Genomic DNA, 19,394 nt, shown 5'->3' with positions numbered 1-19,394 from the left:
TGTTTTGATGTTCCCATTTTTAGGACACCTTATGAACTCAGTGAATTCTCAGCGTCACGCGAAACTCTACCGTTATCAATTACCTATGGATAGTGGTGTAGTACTTCGTGATAATAAGTTGAGCGAACGAATTGGTTACATTATCCAACTTGAGTGTGATGGTAAAACTGGTTTTGGTGAAGTTGCACCTCTACCTGGTTTTAGCCTAGAAGATGCCGAGCAAGCCGGTATTCAACTGCAACACGAACTAGAGCTTTGGAGCCACAACAACCCTCAAACGCCATTTGATGAGTTATATCCCTCTGTCGCCTTTGGCTTTTCGATGGCGAAGATGGAATTACGCGGCGATCTTAACGCAGAAGGTAACTACCAAGCTGCGCCTTTGTGTACAGGCGATCCTGATGAGTTGATCCCTGTACTCAATGAGATGAAAGGCGAGAAGGTTGCCAAAGTAAAAGTTGGCCTTTATGAAGCGATCCGTGATGGCATGCTGGTGAGCTTATTCCTTGAGTCGATTCCTGATTTAACCCTAAGACTTGATGCTAACCGTGCGTGGAAGCCAGAAAAGGCTAAGCAGTTCATCAAGTACATTGCGCCTTCACTGCGTCAACGTATTAGCTTTATTGAAGAACCTTGTCAGAAGCCAGAAGACAGCTTGGCATTTGCCATTGACCATGGCGTTGCGATTGCATGGGATGAGACACTACAAGAAGCGGTAAGAAGCCCAGAGTTTAATCTCAGCGACTTGACGGGCGTTAAAGCGGTAGTGATTAAACCAACCCTAATTGGTTCGGTAGAGCGTTGTGTTGCTATCATTGAGCGCGCGCAGCAACTTGGTATCAAACCAGTACTAAGCTCAAGCATAGAGTCTAGCCTTGGATTAACTCAGATTGCACGATTAGCACAACAGTACTTGCCTAATGAAGTTCCAGGACTTGATACGATTGGCTTGTATCAGCAACAGCTAGAAGTCTCTTGGCCGGGTTGTAAGCTTCCTGTTTCTACTCTTGAACAGCAGCAATTGATTTGGTCTTCTTAGGCTGATTGTTCGCTTGGCTTAGACCGTTCTCAATCCATAACTTGGTTATTTTATGATGCGCCCACAATCTATTTATCACCCGCTCTGGGTACAGTGGGCGCAGCAAAACCCACTTCAACCAGCGTTAGTGACTACTCACCGCACTTATACTTGGCAGCAAGTGTCTGTGCTGGTGAGTGAGTACCAACAACAATTATCCCATCAAGGTTTATGTGAAGGTGATGTCCTGACGATTGTCGGTAAGAACCAAGCTGAAGTGATTCCGGTTTATCTTGCCGCACTCAATTTGGGTGTGGTTTGTGCGTTTACCATGCCTCAGCCGAAAGCTCGTTTAACGCAGAGGTTTGGATCCCTCTATGGTCAGCTAGACAGACGTTACCTTTGGCTATTAGATAGCTGTGGGTTAGATCATTCTGATGTTGTTGACCTCAAGACTGTATTGGTGACGCTACCTTGCTTGAACGAAGTTAAGGCCGATGGTGATGACAAACTAACAACAGCGCAAAATCCTAACTTTAATCCTCAATCTTTAGCGAGCATCGTATTCACTTCTGGCTCTACCGGAAACCCGAAAGCGGTGGCTCACACGCTGCAGCAACACTTATGTTCAGCTCAGGGTTTACTAGACGTTTTTAACTTTGAACAAGCTGACACTTGGTTGCTTAGCTTACCGATGTACCATGTGTCGGGATTGGCGATTGTCCATCGTTGGTTGGCGGCTGGTGGCTGCATCAAAATAGGGTCAGGTAAGCTTGAGTCAGACATCGAAAGTTGCAGCCATGCCTCATTAGTCGCCACTCAGCTACATCGATTACTAAAGAGTAAGCAAGCACTTACTTTAACTCATGTGCTTTTAGGCGGTAGCCATATCCCAGAAGTGCTAGGGCTTGAAGCTCAACAAATGGGCATTGAAACTTGGCTTGGATACGGTATGACAGAAGCGGCTTCAACAGTGACCGCGAAGCCAGTCGATTCTAGTAATACTGCTGGTTTTGTTCTCGACCAACGCCAGTTAAAAATTGAAGATCAACGTATCTTTATTAGCGGCAATACGCTTGCTTCTGGTTATTACTGTCAGGGCGAGTTAACACCATTGGTGGATGAGAACGGTTGGTTCGACAGTAAAGACCTCGGCGAATGGGATGGCGACCAAGTGTCGATAATTGGTCGCGCTGATAATCAGTTTATTTCTGGGGGAGAGAATATCCACTGTGAAGAAATTGAACGAGCACTGAATCAGTTATCTTTAATCAATCAGGCGTTTATCGTTCCCATTGAAGATGATGAGTTCGGGTTTCGACCTGTCGCTATTGTGGATTGTACGGATTTACCAACCAAAGAATGGTTTACCGAGCAATTAAATGGCCGTTTGGAACGGTTCAAATTTCCTGTCGAGTACTATCGAATGCCTCATCAAGAACAGCTAGGTATCAAGGTCTCGCGCGCTGGATTAGCATCTTGGTTGTCTCAGAACAGGGGTTAAAGGCAAGCGGTTAGTTAATTTAGCAATTAGATAGTTCAAAACAGAATTTATTATCTTTATAACCATCCATCATAATAAGCCTTATAAATAACGGATTATAGAATAAGGTCTTATTATGAAAATTGCCCTCATCATTGCGGTTTTACTGCAGATAGGCCAAGCAGTGACTTCATCTGGGTTGACGCGATCGTTGGCTGAACTCACCGCATTTGTATTGGTTGTGGTACTTGTTTTGATGAAGAGGGAGAGTCAAAAGAGTGATAAGCCTGTGTTTGACTAGTGACTGTTGTAACAATGAATATATACGATAAAGGCAAAGCCCATTTGAGCTTTGCCTTTTTATTTTGTCATTCGTTAATCTGTTGTCTGGCTAATACATTAACGAATCTATTGGTGTTCCCACTGTCTAATCAGGGTAGGTTAGGCGAGAGTTAACCACGCTAATGAGCCAGTCGAAATCATTGTCCACATCGTAATACCAAACATCAATGGCTTCGGCCCTGCGGCTTTAAGCTTCTCAACCGAGATACCGCAACCAATCAAGAACAGACACACCACTAGTGCCCGCTTAGATACATCAAAGATCCCTTGGTAGACCATTTCAAATTGTGGCAATAAGTCACTAACAGCAATAGCAGCGCAGTAGAAGAAAATGAAGTAAGGAATCGTAATCTTCTTTTGATCGTTCTTGAAGATCATCGCGCTGATTAAAGCGATTGGGATAATCCAAAGTGCACGAGCTAGCTTGAGTGTTGTTGCTGTCGTGAGTGCTTCTTCGCCATACGCCGATGCTGCACCGACAACCGAAGAAGTATCATGAATAGCGATTGCTGCCCAAGTACCGAATGTTTGTTGGCTTAACTCAAGCGCGTGGCCAATCATAGGGAACAAGAATAGAGCGACTGAGTTCAACACGAATACAGTGGCTAACGCCAAGCCAATCTGTTCATCGTCTGCTTTAATCGCAGGCGCTACAGCTGCTATCGCGCTACCACCGCAAATAGCGGTACCTGAAGAGATTAGGTAACCTGTGGTGCGATCCAATCCCATTCGTTTGGCTAAGAACCAACCAATCACTAACGTACCAATGATGGTCGTGACAATTAAACCAATACCGTCACCTGTTACCGCCAATGCTTTTTCAAACTGAATACCAAAGCCTAAGCCGACAATCGAGTAGGCCAGTAGCTTCTTGGTTAGTTTGCCAACTTCTAAATGTTCAGGCACTAAACCCAAACTCGCAAGAAGGAAGCCGATAACAAGCGCAGTCGGTGAGCTTACCCAAGGGGTTAAGCAAAATAGAGCAGCAAGATAAAATGGAACAGACTTTTTTAGATTCATTGTATTAGGTTGTCATTTTTAGTTATGGCAGCATAGTGGATGACTATACGCTTGACTCAATGGTAAGTAAGTCTAAATGAATTGAACAAACGTTAAGAAAAACTGAACGTTTATTCGTCGATATAAATGTTACCTGATACTGTTCGATTGGATGTTGCTTAGTTATCGCTATTTAATATAGCGGTCCACGGAGTTCAGCAACAGCCTGGCGCAGTGTCTCGCAATTCGCATTCTTCGGCAAAATAGGTTCGCCAGCTTCTATCTCTAGCTTGGTCCAGAAACGAGTGGGTAAGCCTTTGCATGCTCTGCCTTTGAAGCGACTGAAGTAACTTCCCCATAGTCCTTTGAGTGCCATTGGAATCACAGGAACAGGAGAGCGCCTAATAATTAGCTCCATACCACGCATGAATTCGGCGACTTCACCGTCTGAGGTTAGCTTTCCTTCCGGGAAGATACATACGATGTGGCCGTCATGCAGTGCTTGTTCAACCGCTTTGAACGCATTGCGAATTGAACTGCGATTGGTCGATGAGATGGGAACAACCCCAGCTCGTCTCAAGAAACGTCGAATTGGCGGTAACTTGGTGTAATCTTCTTCCATCACAAAGCGGATCAAGCGAGGGCAAACGGCGCTTAGCAATAATGCATCCATATAACTCACATGGTTGCAGATAATCAATGCGCCGCCTTTTTCTGGCAGGTGATGTAAGTTTTTATGTTTAACTCGGTACATGGTGTGAGTGACCACCCACGTAAAAAAGCGGAAAGCGTAAATAGGTACCTGATAAAACAGATACAACATAACCAAAGTGTTTCCTACCGCGAGCAGTACAAACAGTTGTGGAATTGAAAACTCAAGAATACTAAGGCAAACAATACCTAAAACAGCGCTTCCTACCATGAATAGCGAGTTGTAGATATTGAGCCCTGCGATTACTTGAGCTCGCTCATTTGGCTTCGCACGTAACTGCATTAGAGAGTAAAGCGGAACAATAAAGATACCGCCAGAGATCCCCAGTAGAAGAAGATAAGCAAACAGTGGCCATAGTTCTGAATACGTTACAAATTGATGGAAAGAGTTAAAGTTTGGCAAAGATTCAGGAATGGATATCGCCATCAACAGACCGAAGATCGAAATACCTAGGCTACCCATTGGCACGATGCCGATTTCAATGCGGTGATTAGATAACTTATCGCAAGCCAAAGAGCCGATCGCAATGCCTACCGAGAACAGTGCCAATAAAAACGCGACAGCGCTTTCGGTCCCGTTTAGGTAAACCTTGGTGAAGTTGGGAAACTGAGTGAGGTAAGCTGCACCTAGGAACCAGAACCAACTGATTGACATAAGTGCTTGAAAGGTTGGGCGGTCTTTTTTGGCAATGGCGAGTGTTGCGCGGGTTAGCTTTACTGGCTGCCACGTTATTTTCAGATCTGGTGCGTTACTTGGCGATTGTGGGATAAAGCAGCTCGATACATAGCCAAGCACAGCGAACGAAACAATACACACAGCAGCAATGAATTTTGCGCCTTCTTCTGACGCAATAATACCAGCACCTAAAGTACCGATTAAGATGGCTAAGAATGTGCCAGTTTCAACCAAGGCATTTCCTGACACAAGCTCTTTGTTTTCTAACTGCTGCGGGAGTAGGGCGTACTTAACTGGACCAAAGAAGGCACTTTGCGTTCCCATCAAGAACAGAAGTAACAGTAATATTTCGTAGCTTTCGTAGATAAATCCGATCGCACCTAGTGACATAATCACCACTTCAAGAAGCTTAACTTTACGGATAAACCACGATTTTTCGTATTTGTCAGCCAGTACACCAGCTAAAGCAGAAAATAGGAAGAAGGGTAGAATAAAAAGGCCAGCGGCCAAATTAATGAATAAATTGCTGGAAATAGGTAGCGTGTCTACGCTTGCGAAAGCAACAAATAGTAACAGGACATTTTTGAATATGTTGTCATTAAAGGCTCCCAGAAATTGGGTAATAAAGTAGGGTAGGAACCTTTTTTGCGTTAACAGCGAAGATTGGCTGCTGTTGTTCATTGTCTTTCCTTGGATGATTACCAGTTGGTTAAGTAGTTTGAGACTAGGTTATTGATCAACTCTTTACCATCGATAGGCTCAGAGGCGAAAAATTTATCATCAACGCTAAGTAGAGTAATTCCATGTACTCCAGACCATAATACGCGACTGGCTTTAACGACTTCGCTTTCAGTATGTTCAGGAGCAATCGCTATTAATAGTTGCTCTAACATACCTGTCATTCTATCTATACGGTTCGATTGCCATTCAGGAAGGTTTTCACCGTTCATGTTGTGCTCAAAGATAAGCTGCCAACGGTGAGGGTGTTTTTGTGCAAAATCGTGGTAGCAGTATGCAAGGTTGAATAGAGCTTGTTGAGGGTTGCTTGATTGTTCAACGACTGCAGCAGATTCTGACGCCAGTTCATCTAATGTTTGAGCAACAACATGTAATAGCAATAGGTTGTAGTTGCCAAACACATTCACCAAGGTACTTGGAACGTAACCAATCATATTGGCGATTTTGCGTAGACTTAACTCGTGATAAGAGTGCTCTTCTAAGAAGTCGGTCACCGTTTTTAAGGTTAATTGCACTAATTGTTCGCGAGTATGATCGTTTCGTCTTGCCATGGGTACTTTCTATTAAATGAACATCGTTCAATATTTTATATGCTGCCCCAGAGTGCCGTCAATCCCTTCGCAAGTTTAGTAATCAATTAATAGCCGCAATATTATGATACATGTGTAAACGCCGTGAATATTTCATTGTTCTTTGTTAACGAGTATGATTAAGGTGTCGAAAGATAAAAAACCTATAAAGGATAATAATGAAACGATTTTTCTCACTAGTCGCGATCCTGTTGGTAACAGTCGCGGTGACGCCAATCGCGGAAGCGAAAAAGTTTGGTGGTGGTAAGTCATTTGGCAAAAGCTTTAAAACGGCTCCAGCACCAAAACAACAAAACACGAATTCGATCCGTCAAGATCAAACGGGTAAGAACACAGCAGCTAACTCTAGCAAGAAAGGCCTTATGGGCGGTCTGCTAGGTGGTTTACTTGCTGGTGGTCTTTTAGCTGCATTCTTTGGTGGCGCATTTGAAGGTATCCAGTTCATGGATATTCTGATTATGGGTCTGATTGCTTTCCTAGCGTTTAAATTCCTACGCGGAATGTTGGGTGCGAAGCAGGGTTCAATGAACCAGCAAAATGCACGTGGCCAACAGCCAGCGTTTGGCGGCATGGGTCAGAACAAGTTTGAACAGCCTAAGCAACAGCCAAATGTTCATAACTTCGAGCAAGCACAACCTCAATCACAAGGCACTGCTGGTGGTTTCGGTTTTGGTGCACAAAGCGATGTTCCACATAACTACCCACCGGGCTTTGATCAAGCGGCATTCATCAATGGTTCTCGTGAGCACTACCGTACACTGCAAGGTGCATGGAACCACAACGAGCTAAACACGATTGAAGAATACGTGTCTCCAAGCTTATTTGAAGATCTAAAAGCTGAGCGTAACAAGCTCGACGGTGATCAGCACACAGACGTAATGTACGTTGATGCAGAAATCGTTCGTGCAGACCATGATGGTAGCAAAGCACAGCTAAGCCTTCAGTTTAGCGGTCGTTACCGTGATACTGCGGACGGCATTGAGGAAGATATCACTGATATCTGGCACTTAGAGCGTGATTTAACGACTCAAAATGCACCGTGGCTAATTGTTGGTATTCAAGGTTAATTCCACGATTTAACTGAACATCAATATGATGTAGTTATTCGGAATGGCACCAAATAATTGAAAGCCCTTGCTGAGAAATCAGCAGGGGCTTTTTTGTGTCTAATGATATGTATCTGTAAGTTGCGGCTGGGAAATTGGCTTTGAGCTTTTTTTGGGAAGGGGGTGGGGAGAGTTTTAGATTCACGGAGCAATACCAATATGACGAAACATGCGGAACAGGCAAATAATATGAGTAGAGGAAGAGTGTCATCACGACAAATATTAGGAGATGTATCTTGTTCAAAGATTGAATTAATCTAAGACTAATTAACTGATTTTATTTGGATGTAATGAGGAATGACAAAGTTCTTTGAACCCGTATTGGAGCCTGAGATCACGGTGCATCAAAAACAGGACATTGCGAGCAAATGCAAAGAGCAAGTTTCTACAAACTGTTTAGGTTGTGCTGCTTATCTGGTTTGTGAGCGTCATGCTGAAGTATGGGAGCACTGATGTCTGAATGAGTCAGATCGATTAAGTTTTTTGTAATAGCGGGTTAGTGTTTAGGAAGTTGAGGGCAGTGTTCAGCAATATACGTTTAGAAAGATATAAAGCTCGGAAACGAAAAAAGCCAACTCAATGAGTTGGCTTTTCGATTTTCCAATTAAGAAGAATATGGTGGAGGGAGACGGATTCGAACCATCGAAGGCAGTGCCGGCAGATTTACAGTCTGCTCCCTTTGGCCACTCGGGAACCCCTCCAGGGTGTTTTTCCTAACTCATAATGGATAGGCCAAAGAGATGTTTTTCCCAACGCATCTCTCAAGTGCGGAGCGCATCATAGCAAACACGTAAAACCTGTAAAGAGTTTTTCTTATGGTTTTGTGTTGAATGCTGCCTTTTTGGGCAAAGATGGCGAAAAGTACGCATATTGCTCGGGAAGTGAACGTCTGTACTAAGGTTTACGTAGTGATAGGTAACACCTTGAGGTAACTCGCTTTCTGCATTGTGTTTGGTTTGCGCCATTCGCCAAGAAACGTAAATGGAATTTAATCTAGATTTACACTTCTTGACGTTACAGCATTCATCAGTTGATAGAATACGGTTAATTTCATTTATAGATAATAATACCAATCGTAGTAAATAACATGTCATCCTAGCTTGTTAAAATGCTCGATAACGGCGTTAGAATTTTTGATTGTAGAATAACTACTTATCGAAAACTCTTCCTTGTTCTCAAGCCTTTTTCCTGCGCTATTTCTGACCTTTTACATACTGTGATTGGTATAAACTTACTTGCAGACCATTATTATGAAGCATAAATCTGTTTTAACCCTGCTTAGCTTGTCGATTCTTATGGCGTCTCCAGCCGCACTCGCAAAACGCATGGGCCCTAGCACTGTCACTGTTGTTACTGAGCAAGTTGATATTCACCAAGTTAGCCAATCTCTTTCTTTGGTTGGTAAGTTAGAAGCAGAACAATCTGTGATTATTAGCTCTGAAGTTGCGGGCAGAGTCGATTCTATCAATATCAAAGCCAATCAAGATGTCACTAAAGGGCAGATGCTGGTTCAGTTAGATGACGACAAAGCCAAAGCGGCAGTTGCAGAAGCGCAAGCGTATCTAAAAGATGAAAAACGTAAGCTAGCGGAATTCCAACGACTAGTGAAACGCAACGCGATCACGCAAACTGAAATTGACGCTCAGAAAACGAGTGTAGAGATCGCCAATGCTCGATTGGCTGCTGCTAACGCTAATTTAAAAGAGCTGCATATCAGTGCACCTTTCTCCGGTACTGTCGGTTTTATCGACTTTAGCCGCGGTAAAATGGTGACATCAGGCACTGAGCTTGTGACCTTAGATGATTTGTCTGTGATGCAGTTAGATCTTCAAATTCCCGAGCGTTACCTTTCTAAGCTGTCTAAAGGCATGACAGTAACGGCTCGCACCAGTGCATGGGGTGATACCCAGTTCACCGGCACTGTGGTTGGCATTGATTCTCGTATCAACGCTGAAACCTTGAACCTTCGTGTTCGAATTCACTTCGACAACAATAATGATTATCTAAAGCCGGGCATGTTAGTCGCGGCTGATATGGACTTCCCACCCGTTGAAGCACCGATTATCCCTGTTCAAGCATTGGAGTACTCAGGTACTAAGCGTTTTGTTTATGTGATTGGTGAAGATAACAAGGCAACTCGAACTGAAGTATTCTTGGGTGCTCGTATCGATAACGAAGTCGTGATTGATAAAGGCATCGAGATTGGTCAGAAGATCGTGGTACAAGGTATCGTAAATATGCGTGACGGTGTGTTGGTTCAAGAGCTCGCTGTTAATCGCCCTGCTAAACCTGGCGGCGATACCGCTAAGCTTGATGGCAACAAAGCTCAACTTGATGAAAATACAGCAGCACAAGAAGGCGCTAACTAATGTTGTTATCTGATGTTTCTGTAAAGAGACCAGTAGCGGCTGTCGTATTGAGCCTGCTCTTGGTCGTGTTTGGTATTGTCTCTTTCAATAAGCTCGCGGTTCGTGAGATGCCAGATATTGAAAGCCCAGTGGTATCGATCAGTACTCGTTATGAGGGTGCTTCTGCCACCATCATTGAAAGCCAAATAACCTCCAATCTTGAAGACCAGTTATCCGGCATCAGTGGCATTGATGAGATCGAATCCACAACGCGTAATGGTATGTCGCGTATCACGATAACCTTTGAGCTTGGTTACGACCTCAATACGGGTGTCAGTGATGTGCGTGATGCTGTGGCCCGTGCTCAGCGTTCATTGCCAGATGAAGCCGATGACCCGATTGTTTATAAGAATAATGGTAGTGGTGAAGCCTCGGTCTACATCAACTTAAGCTCGACGGAGATGGACCGAACGCAGTTAACCGATTACACCGAACGTGTGTTGATTGACCGCTTTAGTTTGATCTCAGGTGTGAGCTCGGTGGATATCTCGGGTGGCTTGTACAAAGTCATGTACGTGAAGCTGAAACCTGCGCAGATGGCAGGTCGTGGCGTTACTACCTCGGACATCACCTCTGCGTTAAACAGTGAGAACATTGAAAGCCCGGGTGGTGAAGTACGTAACGATGCGATTGTGATGTCGGTTCGTACCGCTCGTTCTTACACAGAAGCGGAAGATTTCGAATACCTAGTGGTAAAACGTGCTTCTGATAACACGCCAATCTACTTGAAAGACGTAGCGGATGTGTACATTGGCGCAGAAAACGAGAACTCGACCTTTAAGAGTGACGGCGTTGTTAACGTTAGTATGGGTATTGTACCTCAGTCAGATGCGAACCCACTTGAGGTAGCTGACTTAGTCCATAAAGAAGTCGAAGCAATTCAAAAGTTCTTGCCAGATGGTACTCGTTTGGCTGTCGACTATGACTCAACAGTCTTTATCGACCGTTCGATCTCAGAAGTTTACAGCACACTCTTTATTACCGGTGGCTTGGTTATCCTCGTGCTTTACGTCTTTATTGGTCAAGCACGTGCAACACTTATTCCAGCGGTAACGGTACCTGTCTCTCTGATCTCGTCGTTTATTGCGGCGTACTACTTCGGCTTCTCCATTAACCTAATCACCTTGATGGCACTTATCCTGTCGATTGGTTTGGTGGTCGATGATGCGATCGTGGTGGTTGAGAACATTTTCCACCATATTGAACGTGGTGAATCGCCATTGCTTGCGGCTTATAAAGGTACACGTGAAGTAGGATTCGCGGTAATCGCAACAACGCTTGTATTGGTGATGGTATTCCTGCCAATCTCGTTTATGGATGGCATGGTAGGTCTCTTGTTTACCGAGTTTTCTGTATTGCTCGCGATGTCAGTGATCTTCTCGTCTGTTGTGGCATTAACGCTAACGCCGGTTCTGGGTAGTAAGATTCTGAAAGCGAACGTGAAACCAAATCGCTTCAATCAATTTGTAGAGCGTGTGTTTGGCAAGCTAGAAACTGGATACAAAGCGGTATTGCGCCGTGCTCTAAATTGGCGTTGGGCAGCTCCGGTTATCATTCTTGCGTGTATGGGCGGTAGCTATGGTTTGATGCAACAAGTGCCTTCGCAACTGACTCCGCAAGAAGACCGTGGTGTTATCTTTGCGTTTGTTCGTGGCGCTGATGCAACCAGTTATAACCGTATGTCTGCCAATATGGACATCGTTGAAGAACGCCTAATGCCATTGCTTGGTCAAGGCTTCTTGAAGTCATTCAGCATCCAATCACCAGCGTTTGGTGGTAATGCGGGTGATCAAACGGGCTTCGTTATCATGATCTTGGAAGATTGGGACGAACGTGAAGAGACCGCTCAGGAAGCATTGAACGAAGTTCGTAAATCTTTGAATGGTATTCCAGATGTGCGTGTATTCCCGTTCATGCCGGGCTTCAAAGGTGGTTCCAGTGAGCCTGTGCAATTCGTTTTAGGTGGTTCTGATTACACGGAACTCCAAAAATGGGGCGAGCTATTAAAGCAAGCGGCTGAAGACTCTCCAATCATGGAAGGTGCAGATATCGATTACTCTGAGAAAACGCCTGAGTTAGTCGTCACGGTAGACAAGCAACGTGCTGCCGAATTGGGTGTTAGTGTCTCTGATATTTCAGATACGTTAGAAATCATGCTTGGCGGCCGCAGTGAAACCACCTTCGTTGACCGCGGTGAAGAGTACGATGTTTACTTGCGTGGTGATGAAAACAGCTTCAATAACGCGAATGACTTAAGCCAAATCTACATGCGAACTCAGTCTGGTGAGTTAGTCACGCTAGATACGTTGACGCACATTGAAGAAGTGGCATCGTCAATTCGCCTATCGCACTACAATAAGCAAAAGTCGGTGACCATCAAAGCGAACCTGATGGAAGGCTACACGCTAGGTGATGCATTGGATTTCCTTGACGAGCAAGCAATCGACCAACTGCCAGGCGATATCTCGGTAAGCTATTCTGGTGAGTCAAAAGACTTTAAAGAGAACCAATCCAGTATCCTGGTGGTGTTTGCTTTGGCAATGCTGGTAGCTTACTTGGTACTGGCTGCTCAGTTTGAAAGCTTCATCAACCCGTTAGTGGTGATGTTCACCGTACCTATGGGTATCTTCGGTGGTTTCTTAGGCCTAGTCCTGATGAGTCAAGGTCTTAACGTCTACAGCCAGATTGGTATGATCATGTTGATCGGTATGGTGACCAAAAACGGTATCTTGATTGTGGAGTTTGCTAACCAACTTCGTGACCGTGGCATTGAGTTTGAAAAGGCGATCATTGATGCTTCGGCTCGACGTTTACGTCCAATCTTGATGACGGCGTTCACCACACTAGCCGGTGCAATCCCATTGATTACTTCAACGGGCGCGGGTTACGAAAGCCGAGTGGCTGTGGGTACCGTTATCTTCTTTGGTATGGGCTTTGCAACTTTGGTTACTCTGTTCGTCATCCCAGCGATGTATCGACTGATTTCTGGATCAACTCGTTCTCCAGGCCATGTGGAAGCGGTTCTTAACAAAGAGCTGAGCCATGACAACGTGGGCAGAAGCAGTCACGGTTAATGAGCACGTACGGCTAATGAACATGGAATAGTGTAACAATATTGAAAAGCCTGCGTTTGCTCCTAGCGAATTGCAGGCTTTTTTTGTATAACAAACAGAGCTCAATAAATTAATACAATAAATCGAATAAAGGAAAGTAAAGTGGCTGAATTTAAATACAAAGATCTTTCTCAAGAAGAACAAGACAAGCTAGATGCAGCAACCTTCCGTCGTCTGCTAGCACACCTAGACAGTAATAAGGATGTGCAGAACATCGACCTTATGATTTTGGCGGGCTTCTGCCGCAACTGTTTCAGCAAGTGGTACAAAGCGGAAGCTGAACAACAAGGCCTAAACTTGGATATCGATGACGCTCGTGAGCGCGTATACGGCATGACTTACGATGAGTGGAAACAAAACCATCAGCCAAAAGCGACGCCTGAACAGCTAGCAGCATTTGAAGCGAAGCAGAAGCCAGAATAATCTTTCTCGATAGTGGTTGATTAATAGAACAAACAAAAGAAGAGTCCATTAAGGGCTCTTCTTTTGTTTTGGAGTCGGTGTTTGCTCTGCGGTTAAGCTAATTCACCTGTTTGCGAGAAAGTTTCTAACTTCGCCGTGTACGGTTGTAAGTCACCAATATTCAGATTTACCCATTCGTCATTGAAGTAAGTATCTAGGTAACGCTCGCCGCTATCGCAAAGCAAAGTTACGATAGAACCTTTCTCTCCGCGCGCTTTCATTTCACTTGCGAGTTGAAGCACACCGTACATGTTAGTACCGGTTGATGCGCCAACTTTGCGACCGAGAATATCGGACAACCAATGTGTAGTAGCGATACTTGCTGCATCTGGAATTGTACGCATTTCATCAATCACACCGGAAATAAAGCTAGGCTCCGCTCGTGGACGGCCGATACCTTCAATTTTGCTAAATGTGTTGCCTTTGACGTCCGCGTTCCCAGTTCTGAAATATTCATGGAAGACAGAGTTTTCAGGGTCAACAACACAAAGTTTCGTTTCATGCTGTTGGTAGCGAATAAACCGACCAATGGTTGCTGAAGTACCGCCAGTACCAGGGCTCATTACAACCCAAGCTGGAACTGGATGATCTTCCATTTTCATCTGGTTGAAAATAGAGTTGGCAATGTTGTTGTTGCCACGCCAGTCGGTTGCGCGCTCAGCGTAAGTAAATTGATCCATATAGTGACCATTCAACTCTTCGGCTAAACGACGAGATTCATCATAGATTTCATCTGAGCGATCAACGAGATGCGCTTGGCCGCCGTAAAATTCAATCTGCTCAATTTTTTTCTTTGCCGTGCATTTTGGCATTACCGCAATAAACGGAAGGCCAAGCAGGCGAGCAAAGTACGCTTCAGACACCGCTGTACTGCCTGATGAAGATTCAATGATCGTGGTTTCTGGGCCAACCCAACCATTACAAATCGCATAGAGGAAAAGGGAACGCGCTAAACGATGCTTCAAAGAGCCTGTTGGGTGTGTACTTTCATCTTTAAGATAGATATCAATCCCTTCCACACTTGGCAGATCGAGCTTGATTAAGTGCGTGTCCGCTGAGCGCTGGTAATCGGCTTCAATTTTGCGAATCGCGTTGTTAATCCATTGATGGTCAGTACACATAGGCGTTCTCCTGATACTAAGTAGGAATTTTTTGTAATTGGTATGGTTATAATTTAGCTAGATATAAGGAGAAAAACTTTGCCATATTTCCTTTGTTTTGCTTAAATTGTAGAAAATTATTCTCTTTAAAACTGATTTGGTGAAAGTGTGATAGATGCCGTAGATAAAAAGATATTAAGGTTGTTACAAGAAGACAGTACGTTGTCGTTGAATGACATATCTGAAGCGGTCAATCTAACGACCACACCTTGTTGGAAAAGACTTAAGCGGCTTGAAGAGAACGGAATCATTGAAAAAAGAGTCGCTTTGCTGAACCCTGAAAAGCTCGATCTGTCCTTTACCGCGTTCGTATTGATCAAAACCAGTGATCATTCTCATGAGTGGTATGGTCGTTTTGTGAATACTGTGTCGGAATTTCCAGAAGTGATGGAGTTCTATCGCATGGCTGGGGAATATGATTATATGATGAAGGTTCAGGTTAAAGACATGAAGTGCTTTGACGACTTTTACAAACGCTTAGTGAATAGCATTGATGGTATATCTAATGTGACGTCGACTTTTGCGATGGAACCACTGAAGTACACGACAGCGTTGCCGCTTTAAGCTCAACCTAATCTTATGCTACCTCTCGTTTCAGTTTAGACATCGCCTTTGCGATAAAGAAAAGGATTATTCATGTTTGCAAAAGTATCTACCGCAATCCAGTTGGTATTAGCGGTCGCCATTTTTTTCTTGGGCTACACCATCTATTCATTTACCAATAAAGTCGGGGAGATCGTCGATACCTATCCGCAGGTTATCGATGATTTATCCGATCTCACGAAAGGGCTAAAAGTGGAAGAGCTACTTGCGTTTGCTGAACATGTCAGTGAGCTTGCTCCTCAAATTTTGAACACAGTCGAAGAGGTCAGAAAGACGATAGATGACGTGAATCAAACCGTTTCATCTGTCGACAACAAAATCCCTGCGATATTAGATGAAGTGAAAAATGTTCGAACGGAAGTCGAGCAGGTCAGAACCGATGTCATCCCACCAACATTGACTGAGCTGAAACGATACCGTGTGGATGTCATGCCACCGATGCTCGCTGAAAGTAAATCGTACCGCGAGCAAACTATCCCCGCTGTTGTTACTGAATCTGAAATGCTAAGAGCGGAAGTGCCAAACATCTTGGTGCAAGCTAATTTGCTGGCAGATAAGAGTCGAGCTTTGGCTCAGGACGCTGCAGAAGGGGCTGTGAAAGGTGTGGTGCTATCACCCTTTAATCTATTGCGAGATGCCGGAGATGGCATCAAAACGCGAGTGCAAAGCGAGTTTGAGCCTACGTTAGAAGCAGAATAGATTTTAGTCACTCTTAAGTGACGGCTTTGCGTTAGTGTTTTAAAAAAGAGAGGCTAGGTGTTAAACCTAGCCTCTCTTTTTGTTTGCTCGTACTTATTTTTGGCTTTTAAAACAACGTTTGATCGCTATTTATTTGATCGCTACTAGTAAAACGCATCACACCTTCCTGAACGGCTGTCGCCACGAGCTCACCTTGCTGATTAAAAATTTCGCCGCGAACTAGGCCACGAGTGTTCGCTGCCGTTGGGCTTTCAATCGCATAAAGCAGCCATTCATCCATCTTAAATGGGCGGTGGAACCAGATAGAGTGGTCAATCGTCGCTACTTGGAAGTTCGGTGTCATGATCGAAACCTCATGCGGGTGAAGTGCCGTCACCAAGAATCCCCAATCGGATGCGTAAGCAAGCAGGTACTGGTGAATCAATTGGTTGTCTGGGACCGCACCATTTGCTCTTACCCAAAGGTACTGTTTTGCTTCAGCTTTCTTAGGATTGAGTGGATTCACAACAGTCACAGGGCGCATCTCAATCGGCTTTTCACCACAGAAGGTTTTACGCAGTTTCTCTGGTAGGAACTCCGCAATGTGGCTCGCTAACTCGGTTTCAGATGCAAAGTTCTCTGGCCCAGGAATATCAGGCATTGAAATCTGGTGCTCAAAGCCTGGAGCATCACCATGATAAGAAGCCGTGAGATAGAAAATAGGGCGGCCATTTTGAATAGCTTTCACACGGCGAGTGCTGAAGCTGCGTCCATCTCTTAGGTTCTCAACATCGTAAATAATTGGTTTTTCAGGATCGCCAGGAAATAAAAAGTAACTGTGGAATGAGTGCACACTACGGTCGTCTTGAACGGTATAACGAGCCGCAGAAAGCGCTTGCCCTAATACTTGACCACCATAAACTTGTGGCAGACCGAGGTTCTCACTTTGCCCGCGGAATAGACCTTCTTCCAGCTTCTCTAGCTGAAGTAAACTTAATAATTCTTGTAAAGGTTGACTCATCGCCAGCATGCCTCTTGGTAAAATAGATGTCAGATTATTGTGTTAATCATTTAGCTTAGTCAGATATCTGTCAATAAATCATAGGGTTTCAAGACAGAATATGAAAGCTCTCTTATAATTGGTGGGTAGATTTGCCGAGTCCGGCAAACATGTTGAGAGAAATTGAATATGAAAAAGGCTCTAATTCTTATTACGTCTTTAGTATCGTTTGGCCTACTTGTGGGTTGCCAAGCAACATCAGAAACAAACGCTTCTCAGGAAGTGGTTGCAGAGAACACTCAAGTGATTTCAGGAACAGTAAGCTACCGTGAAAGAATTGCATTGCCAGAGAATGCTTTGGTGACTGTTACGCTAGAAGATATTTCACTGGCTGACGCACCCTCGACGATTATCGCAACTCAAGAGTTCACCACAGACGGTAAGCAAGTACCGTTCGCGTTCGAGCTGAACTACGACAACAACAAGATTAAAGCTAACCACCGTTACAACATGCGCGCAACGATTCACGTTGACGGTAAACTGCGCTTCACTACTGACACCATTAAGTCAGTAATTACTGATGTAGAAAATACACAGCAAGCAGACCTACGTTTAGTTGGTGTTCGTTAATCAGAAATCGATGCCACTGTTAAGGCATCTTGATTGGCTTAACTTAGCCAGTTGAATTAGCGATTAGTGGCAGCTCTAGGGCTGCCATTTGTATATTCTGAGTTTGATCTTTCCTGCATCACTCACCTCAACCCCTTCTTTAACCAAATGCTTCTTTTGTCGGTCGAACGAATCACCCTTTAAAGATATTTCACCCTTGCTGTTGATTACCCGATACCAAGGCAGTTTGCTACCTTCTGGTAGGTTGCCCAACGCTTTACCCACATGGCGTGCGTAGCCCGGAAAACCTGAAAAACGTGCTATGTCTCCATAAGTTGTTACTTTCCCATATGGAATTTGGTGAATCACAGCAAAGATTTGGGGCAAAAATTGGTCCATACTAAAAGTTCCTAGTTCATTAATACCACGGATCGGTAGAAGGAGAGGGCTATGGTATTTTCAACGTTTCAGTTCTTGATCACCACATTATTAGCGGTTGTTTGCGCGAGAGCAATCAGTTTAAGTGAGGGGGATATCCCAGTACTTGCAATGGTTATCCCTGCGTTATGGATCTTACCGCAAGGGGGCATCGCAGGATTAGCTTTGCTCGCATCCATGACAGTCTATGGTTTAACTCTGCCTTTACAACCCATCACGCTGTCTGTCAGTGCGTGGGTATTATTCCCACTGCTTATGGTGGTCTTTTCTAAACGCAGTAGTTTGTCCGTTGTCATTATTTCTGGCTTGATCGTCGCAACGCTACAAGTCGGGATTATGGTCACGCAATCAGCAGGTAAGCTTGACGGCGTTCCGTGGGTTACCACACTACAAACCTTGTCAATCATCGTTATTTGGTGGGCGGCAAATCATCTTAAGCCAGCCAGCCGACACAGCTGGTGGTCATTAGGCTTGATACTTCCATTATGGATGGCCGATTTACCTTATGCCGCTTTGGTTGCTTTGTGTGTAACGGGCATCATGGCATCGATGGAAACACTGACGCGTTTGAAAACCTTCCGCTGGAATAAGCTATTATGCTGGACATTGCCAACGGTTGGTTTTGCTGCTCTGGTGATTACCCCAAGCATTGAGGTTCCAAGCCCGGTATTTGTGGTTTGGTTGTGCCTGTTAGGTACGGCATGGATGACAGATTACATCCTTCGCACCGAAGATAACGAAGACATCGATATCTAGCACCTCAGAAATTCAAGCCTTTAGAACGCAGGTCAATGGTGAATTTACCTGCGATTTTCTAGTGGTTTGAATAAAGGATAAGCACTTAGACAGCAATTGTTCAAAAATAGGGTCGAAGAGCTTGCAATGGTTGCTGCGATGCTTAATAATCCAATCACTCTTTGAGGCAAGCCTCTTAGAAAAAGAATCTATGGAGGCTCTGGTCCTCCCGCAACACTAACTTGTGAACTCGGTCAGGCCTGGAAGGGAGCAGCCGCAGCAGGCGACGTGTGTGCCGGGATGTGGCTGGGGCTTCCACCCATAATGAAGCCTGCAATATATGTTCGCATAAATTGCAGGCTTCTTTTCTTATTTGCACCCTGAGTCTTCATGGTCTATTTTTTGTTGTAGGTTTACAACAAAAGTGCTTTTGCTATGTACGACCAAACCAAAAAATCATCAGCTGTTCACAACATTTGTAAATTCATGAGTTTGAAAAATGACGGTTCTGTCGCAAACCTAGTT

Annotated in this window: 18 protein-coding genes, 1 tRNA gene, 1 other RNA gene and 1 pseudogene; 14 read left to right on the top strand and 7 right to left on the bottom strand. The window is 44.4% G+C overall.

Features of this window, described 5'->3' with window-relative positions:
* Positions 1 to 31: 31 nt before the first annotated feature.
* The 3 genes from menC (at position 32) to BCU75_RS24415 (ending at position 2,802) form a co-directional block, all read left to right on the top strand.
* The gene (gene menC, locus BCU75_RS11640) at positions 32 to 1,039 is read left to right on the top strand and encodes an o-succinylbenzoate synthase (RefSeq protein ID WP_102473958.1); all 1,008 of its coding nucleotides are present in this window, start codon (positions 32 to 34) and stop codon (positions 1,037 to 1,039) included.
* Positions 1,040 to 1,091: 52 nt separating this feature from the next.
* Complete coding sequence (gene menE / locus BCU75_RS11635; RefSeq protein ID WP_102473957.1) at positions 1,092 to 2,522, top strand: o-succinylbenzoate--CoA ligase; 1,431 nt, start codon at positions 1,092 to 1,094, stop codon at positions 2,520 to 2,522.
* Positions 2,523 to 2,637: 115 nt separating this feature from the next.
* A complete protein-coding gene (locus tag BCU75_RS24415) occupies positions 2,638 to 2,802 on the top strand; it encodes a hypothetical protein (protein ID WP_198592572.1) in 165 nt (54 codons plus the stop codon).
* 140 nt (positions 2,803 to 2,942) lie between these two features.
* Here the strand turns inward: BCU75_RS24415 and BCU75_RS11630 are convergent, their stop codons facing one another.
* From BCU75_RS11630 to BCU75_RS11620, 3 genes are all read right to left on the bottom strand, one after another.
* The gene (locus tag BCU75_RS11630; protein ID WP_076678040.1) at positions 2,943 to 3,863 is read right to left on the bottom strand and encodes a YeiH family protein; all 921 of its coding nucleotides are present in this window, start codon (positions 3,861 to 3,863) and stop codon (positions 2,943 to 2,945) included.
* Between the two features lie 172 nt (positions 3,864 to 4,035).
* Positions 4,036 to 5,910, bottom strand: coding sequence for an MFS transporter (locus BCU75_RS11625; protein WP_102473956.1), 1,875 nt, complete (start codon positions 5,908 to 5,910; stop codon positions 4,036 to 4,038).
* A 17-nt stretch (positions 5,911 to 5,927) separates the two neighbouring features.
* The gene (locus tag BCU75_RS11620; protein WP_102466158.1) at positions 5,928 to 6,518 is read right to left on the bottom strand and encodes a TetR/AcrR family transcriptional regulator; all 591 of its coding nucleotides are present in this window, start codon (positions 6,516 to 6,518) and stop codon (positions 5,928 to 5,930) included.
* A 197-nt stretch (positions 6,519 to 6,715) separates the two neighbouring features.
* Here BCU75_RS11620 and BCU75_RS11615 point away from each other — a divergent pair, with 197 nt between their 5' ends.
* Positions 6,716 to 7,624, top strand: a complete 909-nt coding sequence (locus tag BCU75_RS11615) for a Tim44 domain-containing protein (protein WP_102473955.1) — start codon at positions 6,716 to 6,718, stop codon at positions 7,622 to 7,624.
* 336 nt (positions 7,625 to 7,960) lie between these two features.
* Positions 7,961 to 8,116, top strand: a complete 156-nt coding sequence (locus BCU75_RS24410; RefSeq protein ID WP_165690362.1) for a hypothetical protein — start codon at positions 7,961 to 7,963, stop codon at positions 8,114 to 8,116.
* A 163-nt stretch (positions 8,117 to 8,279) separates the two neighbouring features.
* Here the strand turns inward: BCU75_RS24410 and BCU75_RS11610 are convergent.
* Positions 8,280 to 8,364 (bottom strand) — tRNA-Tyr (locus BCU75_RS11610).
* 549 nt (positions 8,365 to 8,913) lie between these two features.
* Here BCU75_RS11610 and BCU75_RS11605 point away from each other — a divergent pair.
* The 3 genes from BCU75_RS11605 to BCU75_RS11595 all read left to right on the top strand — a co-directional run bounded on the left by BCU75_RS11605 (position 8,914) and on the right by BCU75_RS11595 (position 13,607).
* Positions 8,914 to 10,032, top strand: a complete 1,119-nt coding sequence (locus BCU75_RS11605; protein ID WP_133148293.1) for an efflux RND transporter periplasmic adaptor subunit — start codon at positions 8,914 to 8,916, stop codon at positions 10,030 to 10,032.
* Positions 10,032 to 13,145 carry a vibriobactin export RND transporter permease subunit VexH gene (gene vexH / locus BCU75_RS11600; protein WP_102464106.1) on the top strand — a complete coding sequence of 1,038 codons (3,114 nt, stop codon included), beginning with the start codon at positions 10,032 to 10,034 and terminating at the stop codon, positions 13,143 to 13,145. Before BCU75_RS11605 ends, vexH begins: the two co-directional genes overlap by 1 nt.
* 141 nt (positions 13,146 to 13,286) lie before the next feature.
* The gene (locus BCU75_RS11595) at positions 13,287 to 13,607 is read left to right on the top strand and encodes a DUF1244 domain-containing protein (protein WP_102473953.1); all 321 of its coding nucleotides are present in this window, start codon (positions 13,287 to 13,289) and stop codon (positions 13,605 to 13,607) included.
* Between the two features lie 92 nt (positions 13,608 to 13,699).
* Here the strand turns inward: BCU75_RS11595 and BCU75_RS11590 are convergent, their stop codons facing one another.
* The gene (locus tag BCU75_RS11590) at positions 13,700 to 14,767 is read right to left on the bottom strand and encodes a PLP-dependent cysteine synthase family protein (protein WP_102473952.1); all 1,068 of its coding nucleotides are present in this window, start codon (positions 14,765 to 14,767) and stop codon (positions 13,700 to 13,702) included.
* A gap of 147 nt (positions 14,768 to 14,914) precedes the next feature.
* On the opposite strand from BCU75_RS11590, the gene BCU75_RS11585 reads away from it, so the two are divergent.
* Both BCU75_RS11585 and BCU75_RS11580 read left to right on the top strand, forming a co-directional pair.
* Entirely contained in the window at positions 14,915 to 15,370 is a 456-nt protein-coding gene (locus BCU75_RS11585) for an Lrp/AsnC family transcriptional regulator (protein ID WP_076676905.1), read from the top strand.
* Between the two features lie 72 nt (positions 15,371 to 15,442).
* Complete coding sequence (locus BCU75_RS11580; RefSeq protein ID WP_102464109.1) at positions 15,443 to 16,108, top strand: hypothetical protein; 666 nt, start codon at positions 15,443 to 15,445, stop codon at positions 16,106 to 16,108.
* A gap of 106 nt (positions 16,109 to 16,214) precedes the next feature.
* Here BCU75_RS11580 and tesB read toward each other — a convergent pair whose 3' ends face one another.
* On the bottom strand, positions 16,215 to 17,108 hold the full coding sequence (tesB, locus tag BCU75_RS11575) for an acyl-CoA thioesterase II (RefSeq protein WP_102474063.1): 894 nt from the start codon (positions 17,106 to 17,108) through the stop codon (positions 16,215 to 16,217).
* A gap of 168 nt (positions 17,109 to 17,276) precedes the next feature.
* On the opposite strand from tesB, the gene BCU75_RS11570 reads away from it, so the two are divergent.
* A complete protein-coding gene (locus tag BCU75_RS11570; protein WP_076676901.1) occupies positions 17,277 to 17,717 on the top strand; it encodes a YbaY family lipoprotein in 441 nt (146 codons plus the stop codon).
* A 75-nt stretch (positions 17,718 to 17,792) separates the two neighbouring features.
* Here BCU75_RS11570 and BCU75_RS11565 read toward each other — a convergent pair whose 3' ends face one another.
* Positions 17,793 to 18,095, bottom strand: a complete 303-nt coding sequence (locus BCU75_RS11565) for an MGMT family protein (RefSeq protein WP_076676899.1) — start codon at positions 18,093 to 18,095, stop codon at positions 17,793 to 17,795.
* A 51-nt stretch (positions 18,096 to 18,146) separates the two neighbouring features.
* On the opposite strand from BCU75_RS11565, the gene BCU75_RS11560 reads away from it, so the two are divergent.
* The 3 genes and pseudogenes from BCU75_RS11560 to BCU75_RS11550 all read left to right on the top strand — a co-directional run.
* Positions 18,147 to 18,890 (top strand): hypothetical protein, encoded by a 744-nt coding sequence (locus BCU75_RS11560; RefSeq protein WP_076676897.1) that lies wholly within the window; start codon positions 18,147 to 18,149, stop codon positions 18,888 to 18,890.
* 197 nt (positions 18,891 to 19,087) lie between these two features.
* Positions 19,088 to 19,184: signal recognition particle sRNA small type (gene ffs / locus BCU75_RS11555), an RNA gene on the top strand.
* 120 nt (positions 19,185 to 19,304) lie between these two features.
* Positions 19,305 to 19,394: pseudogene (locus BCU75_RS11550) on the top strand (TnsA endonuclease N-terminal domain-containing protein); the annotation flags it as partial.

The sequence above is a fragment of the Vibrio splendidus genome (assembly GCF_002873455.1).
In the GTDB taxonomy this organism is placed as follows: Bacteria; Pseudomonadota; Gammaproteobacteria; order Enterobacterales; family Vibrionaceae; genus Vibrio; species Vibrio splendidus_J.
Note: the sequence above shows the minus strand (reverse complement) of the source record. Positions and strands in the feature narration are given on the sequence as shown.

Coding starts and splice junctions, on each gene's coding strand:
- menC (WP_102473958.1), top strand. CDS start 32: ATGAACTCAGTGAATTCTCAGCGTCACGCGAAACTCTACCGTTATCAA.
- menE (WP_102473957.1), top strand. CDS start 1,092: ATGATGCGCCCACAATCTATTTATCACCCGCTCTGGGTACAGTGGGCG.
- BCU75_RS24415 (WP_198592572.1), top strand. CDS start 2,638: ATGAAAATTGCCCTCATCATTGCGGTTTTACTGCAGATAGGCCAAGCA.
- BCU75_RS11630 (WP_076678040.1), bottom strand. CDS start 3,863: ATGAATCTAAAAAAGTCTGTTCCATTTTATCTTGCTGCTCTATTTTGC.
- BCU75_RS11625 (WP_102473956.1), bottom strand. CDS start 5,910: ATGAACAACAGCAGCCAATCTTCGCTGTTAACGCAAAAAAGGTTCCTA.
- BCU75_RS11620 (WP_102466158.1), bottom strand. CDS start 6,518: ATGGCAAGACGAAACGATCATACTCGCGAACAATTAGTGCAATTAACC.
- BCU75_RS11615 (WP_102473955.1), top strand. CDS start 6,716: ATGAAACGATTTTTCTCACTAGTCGCGATCCTGTTGGTAACAGTCGCG.
- BCU75_RS24410 (WP_165690362.1), top strand. CDS start 7,961: ATGACAAAGTTCTTTGAACCCGTATTGGAGCCTGAGATCACGGTGCAT.
- BCU75_RS11605 (WP_133148293.1), top strand. CDS start 8,914: ATGAAGCATAAATCTGTTTTAACCCTGCTTAGCTTGTCGATTCTTATG.
- vexH (WP_102464106.1), top strand. CDS start 10,032: ATGTTGTTATCTGATGTTTCTGTAAAGAGACCAGTAGCGGCTGTCGTA.
- BCU75_RS11590 (WP_102473952.1), bottom strand. CDS start 14,767: ATGTGTACTGACCATCAATGGATTAACAACGCGATTCGCAAAATTGAA.
- BCU75_RS11580 (WP_102464109.1), top strand. CDS start 15,443: ATGTTTGCAAAAGTATCTACCGCAATCCAGTTGGTATTAGCGGTCGCC.
- tesB (WP_102474063.1), bottom strand. CDS start 17,108: ATGAGTCAACCTTTACAAGAATTATTAAGTTTACTTCAGCTAGAGAAG.
- BCU75_RS11570 (WP_076676901.1), top strand. CDS start 17,277: ATGAAAAAGGCTCTAATTCTTATTACGTCTTTAGTATCGTTTGGCCTA.
- BCU75_RS11565 (WP_076676899.1), bottom strand. CDS start 18,095: ATGGACCAATTTTTGCCCCAAATCTTTGCTGTGATTCACCAAATTCCA.
- BCU75_RS11560 (WP_076676897.1), top strand. CDS start 18,147: ATGGTATTTTCAACGTTTCAGTTCTTGATCACCACATTATTAGCGGTT.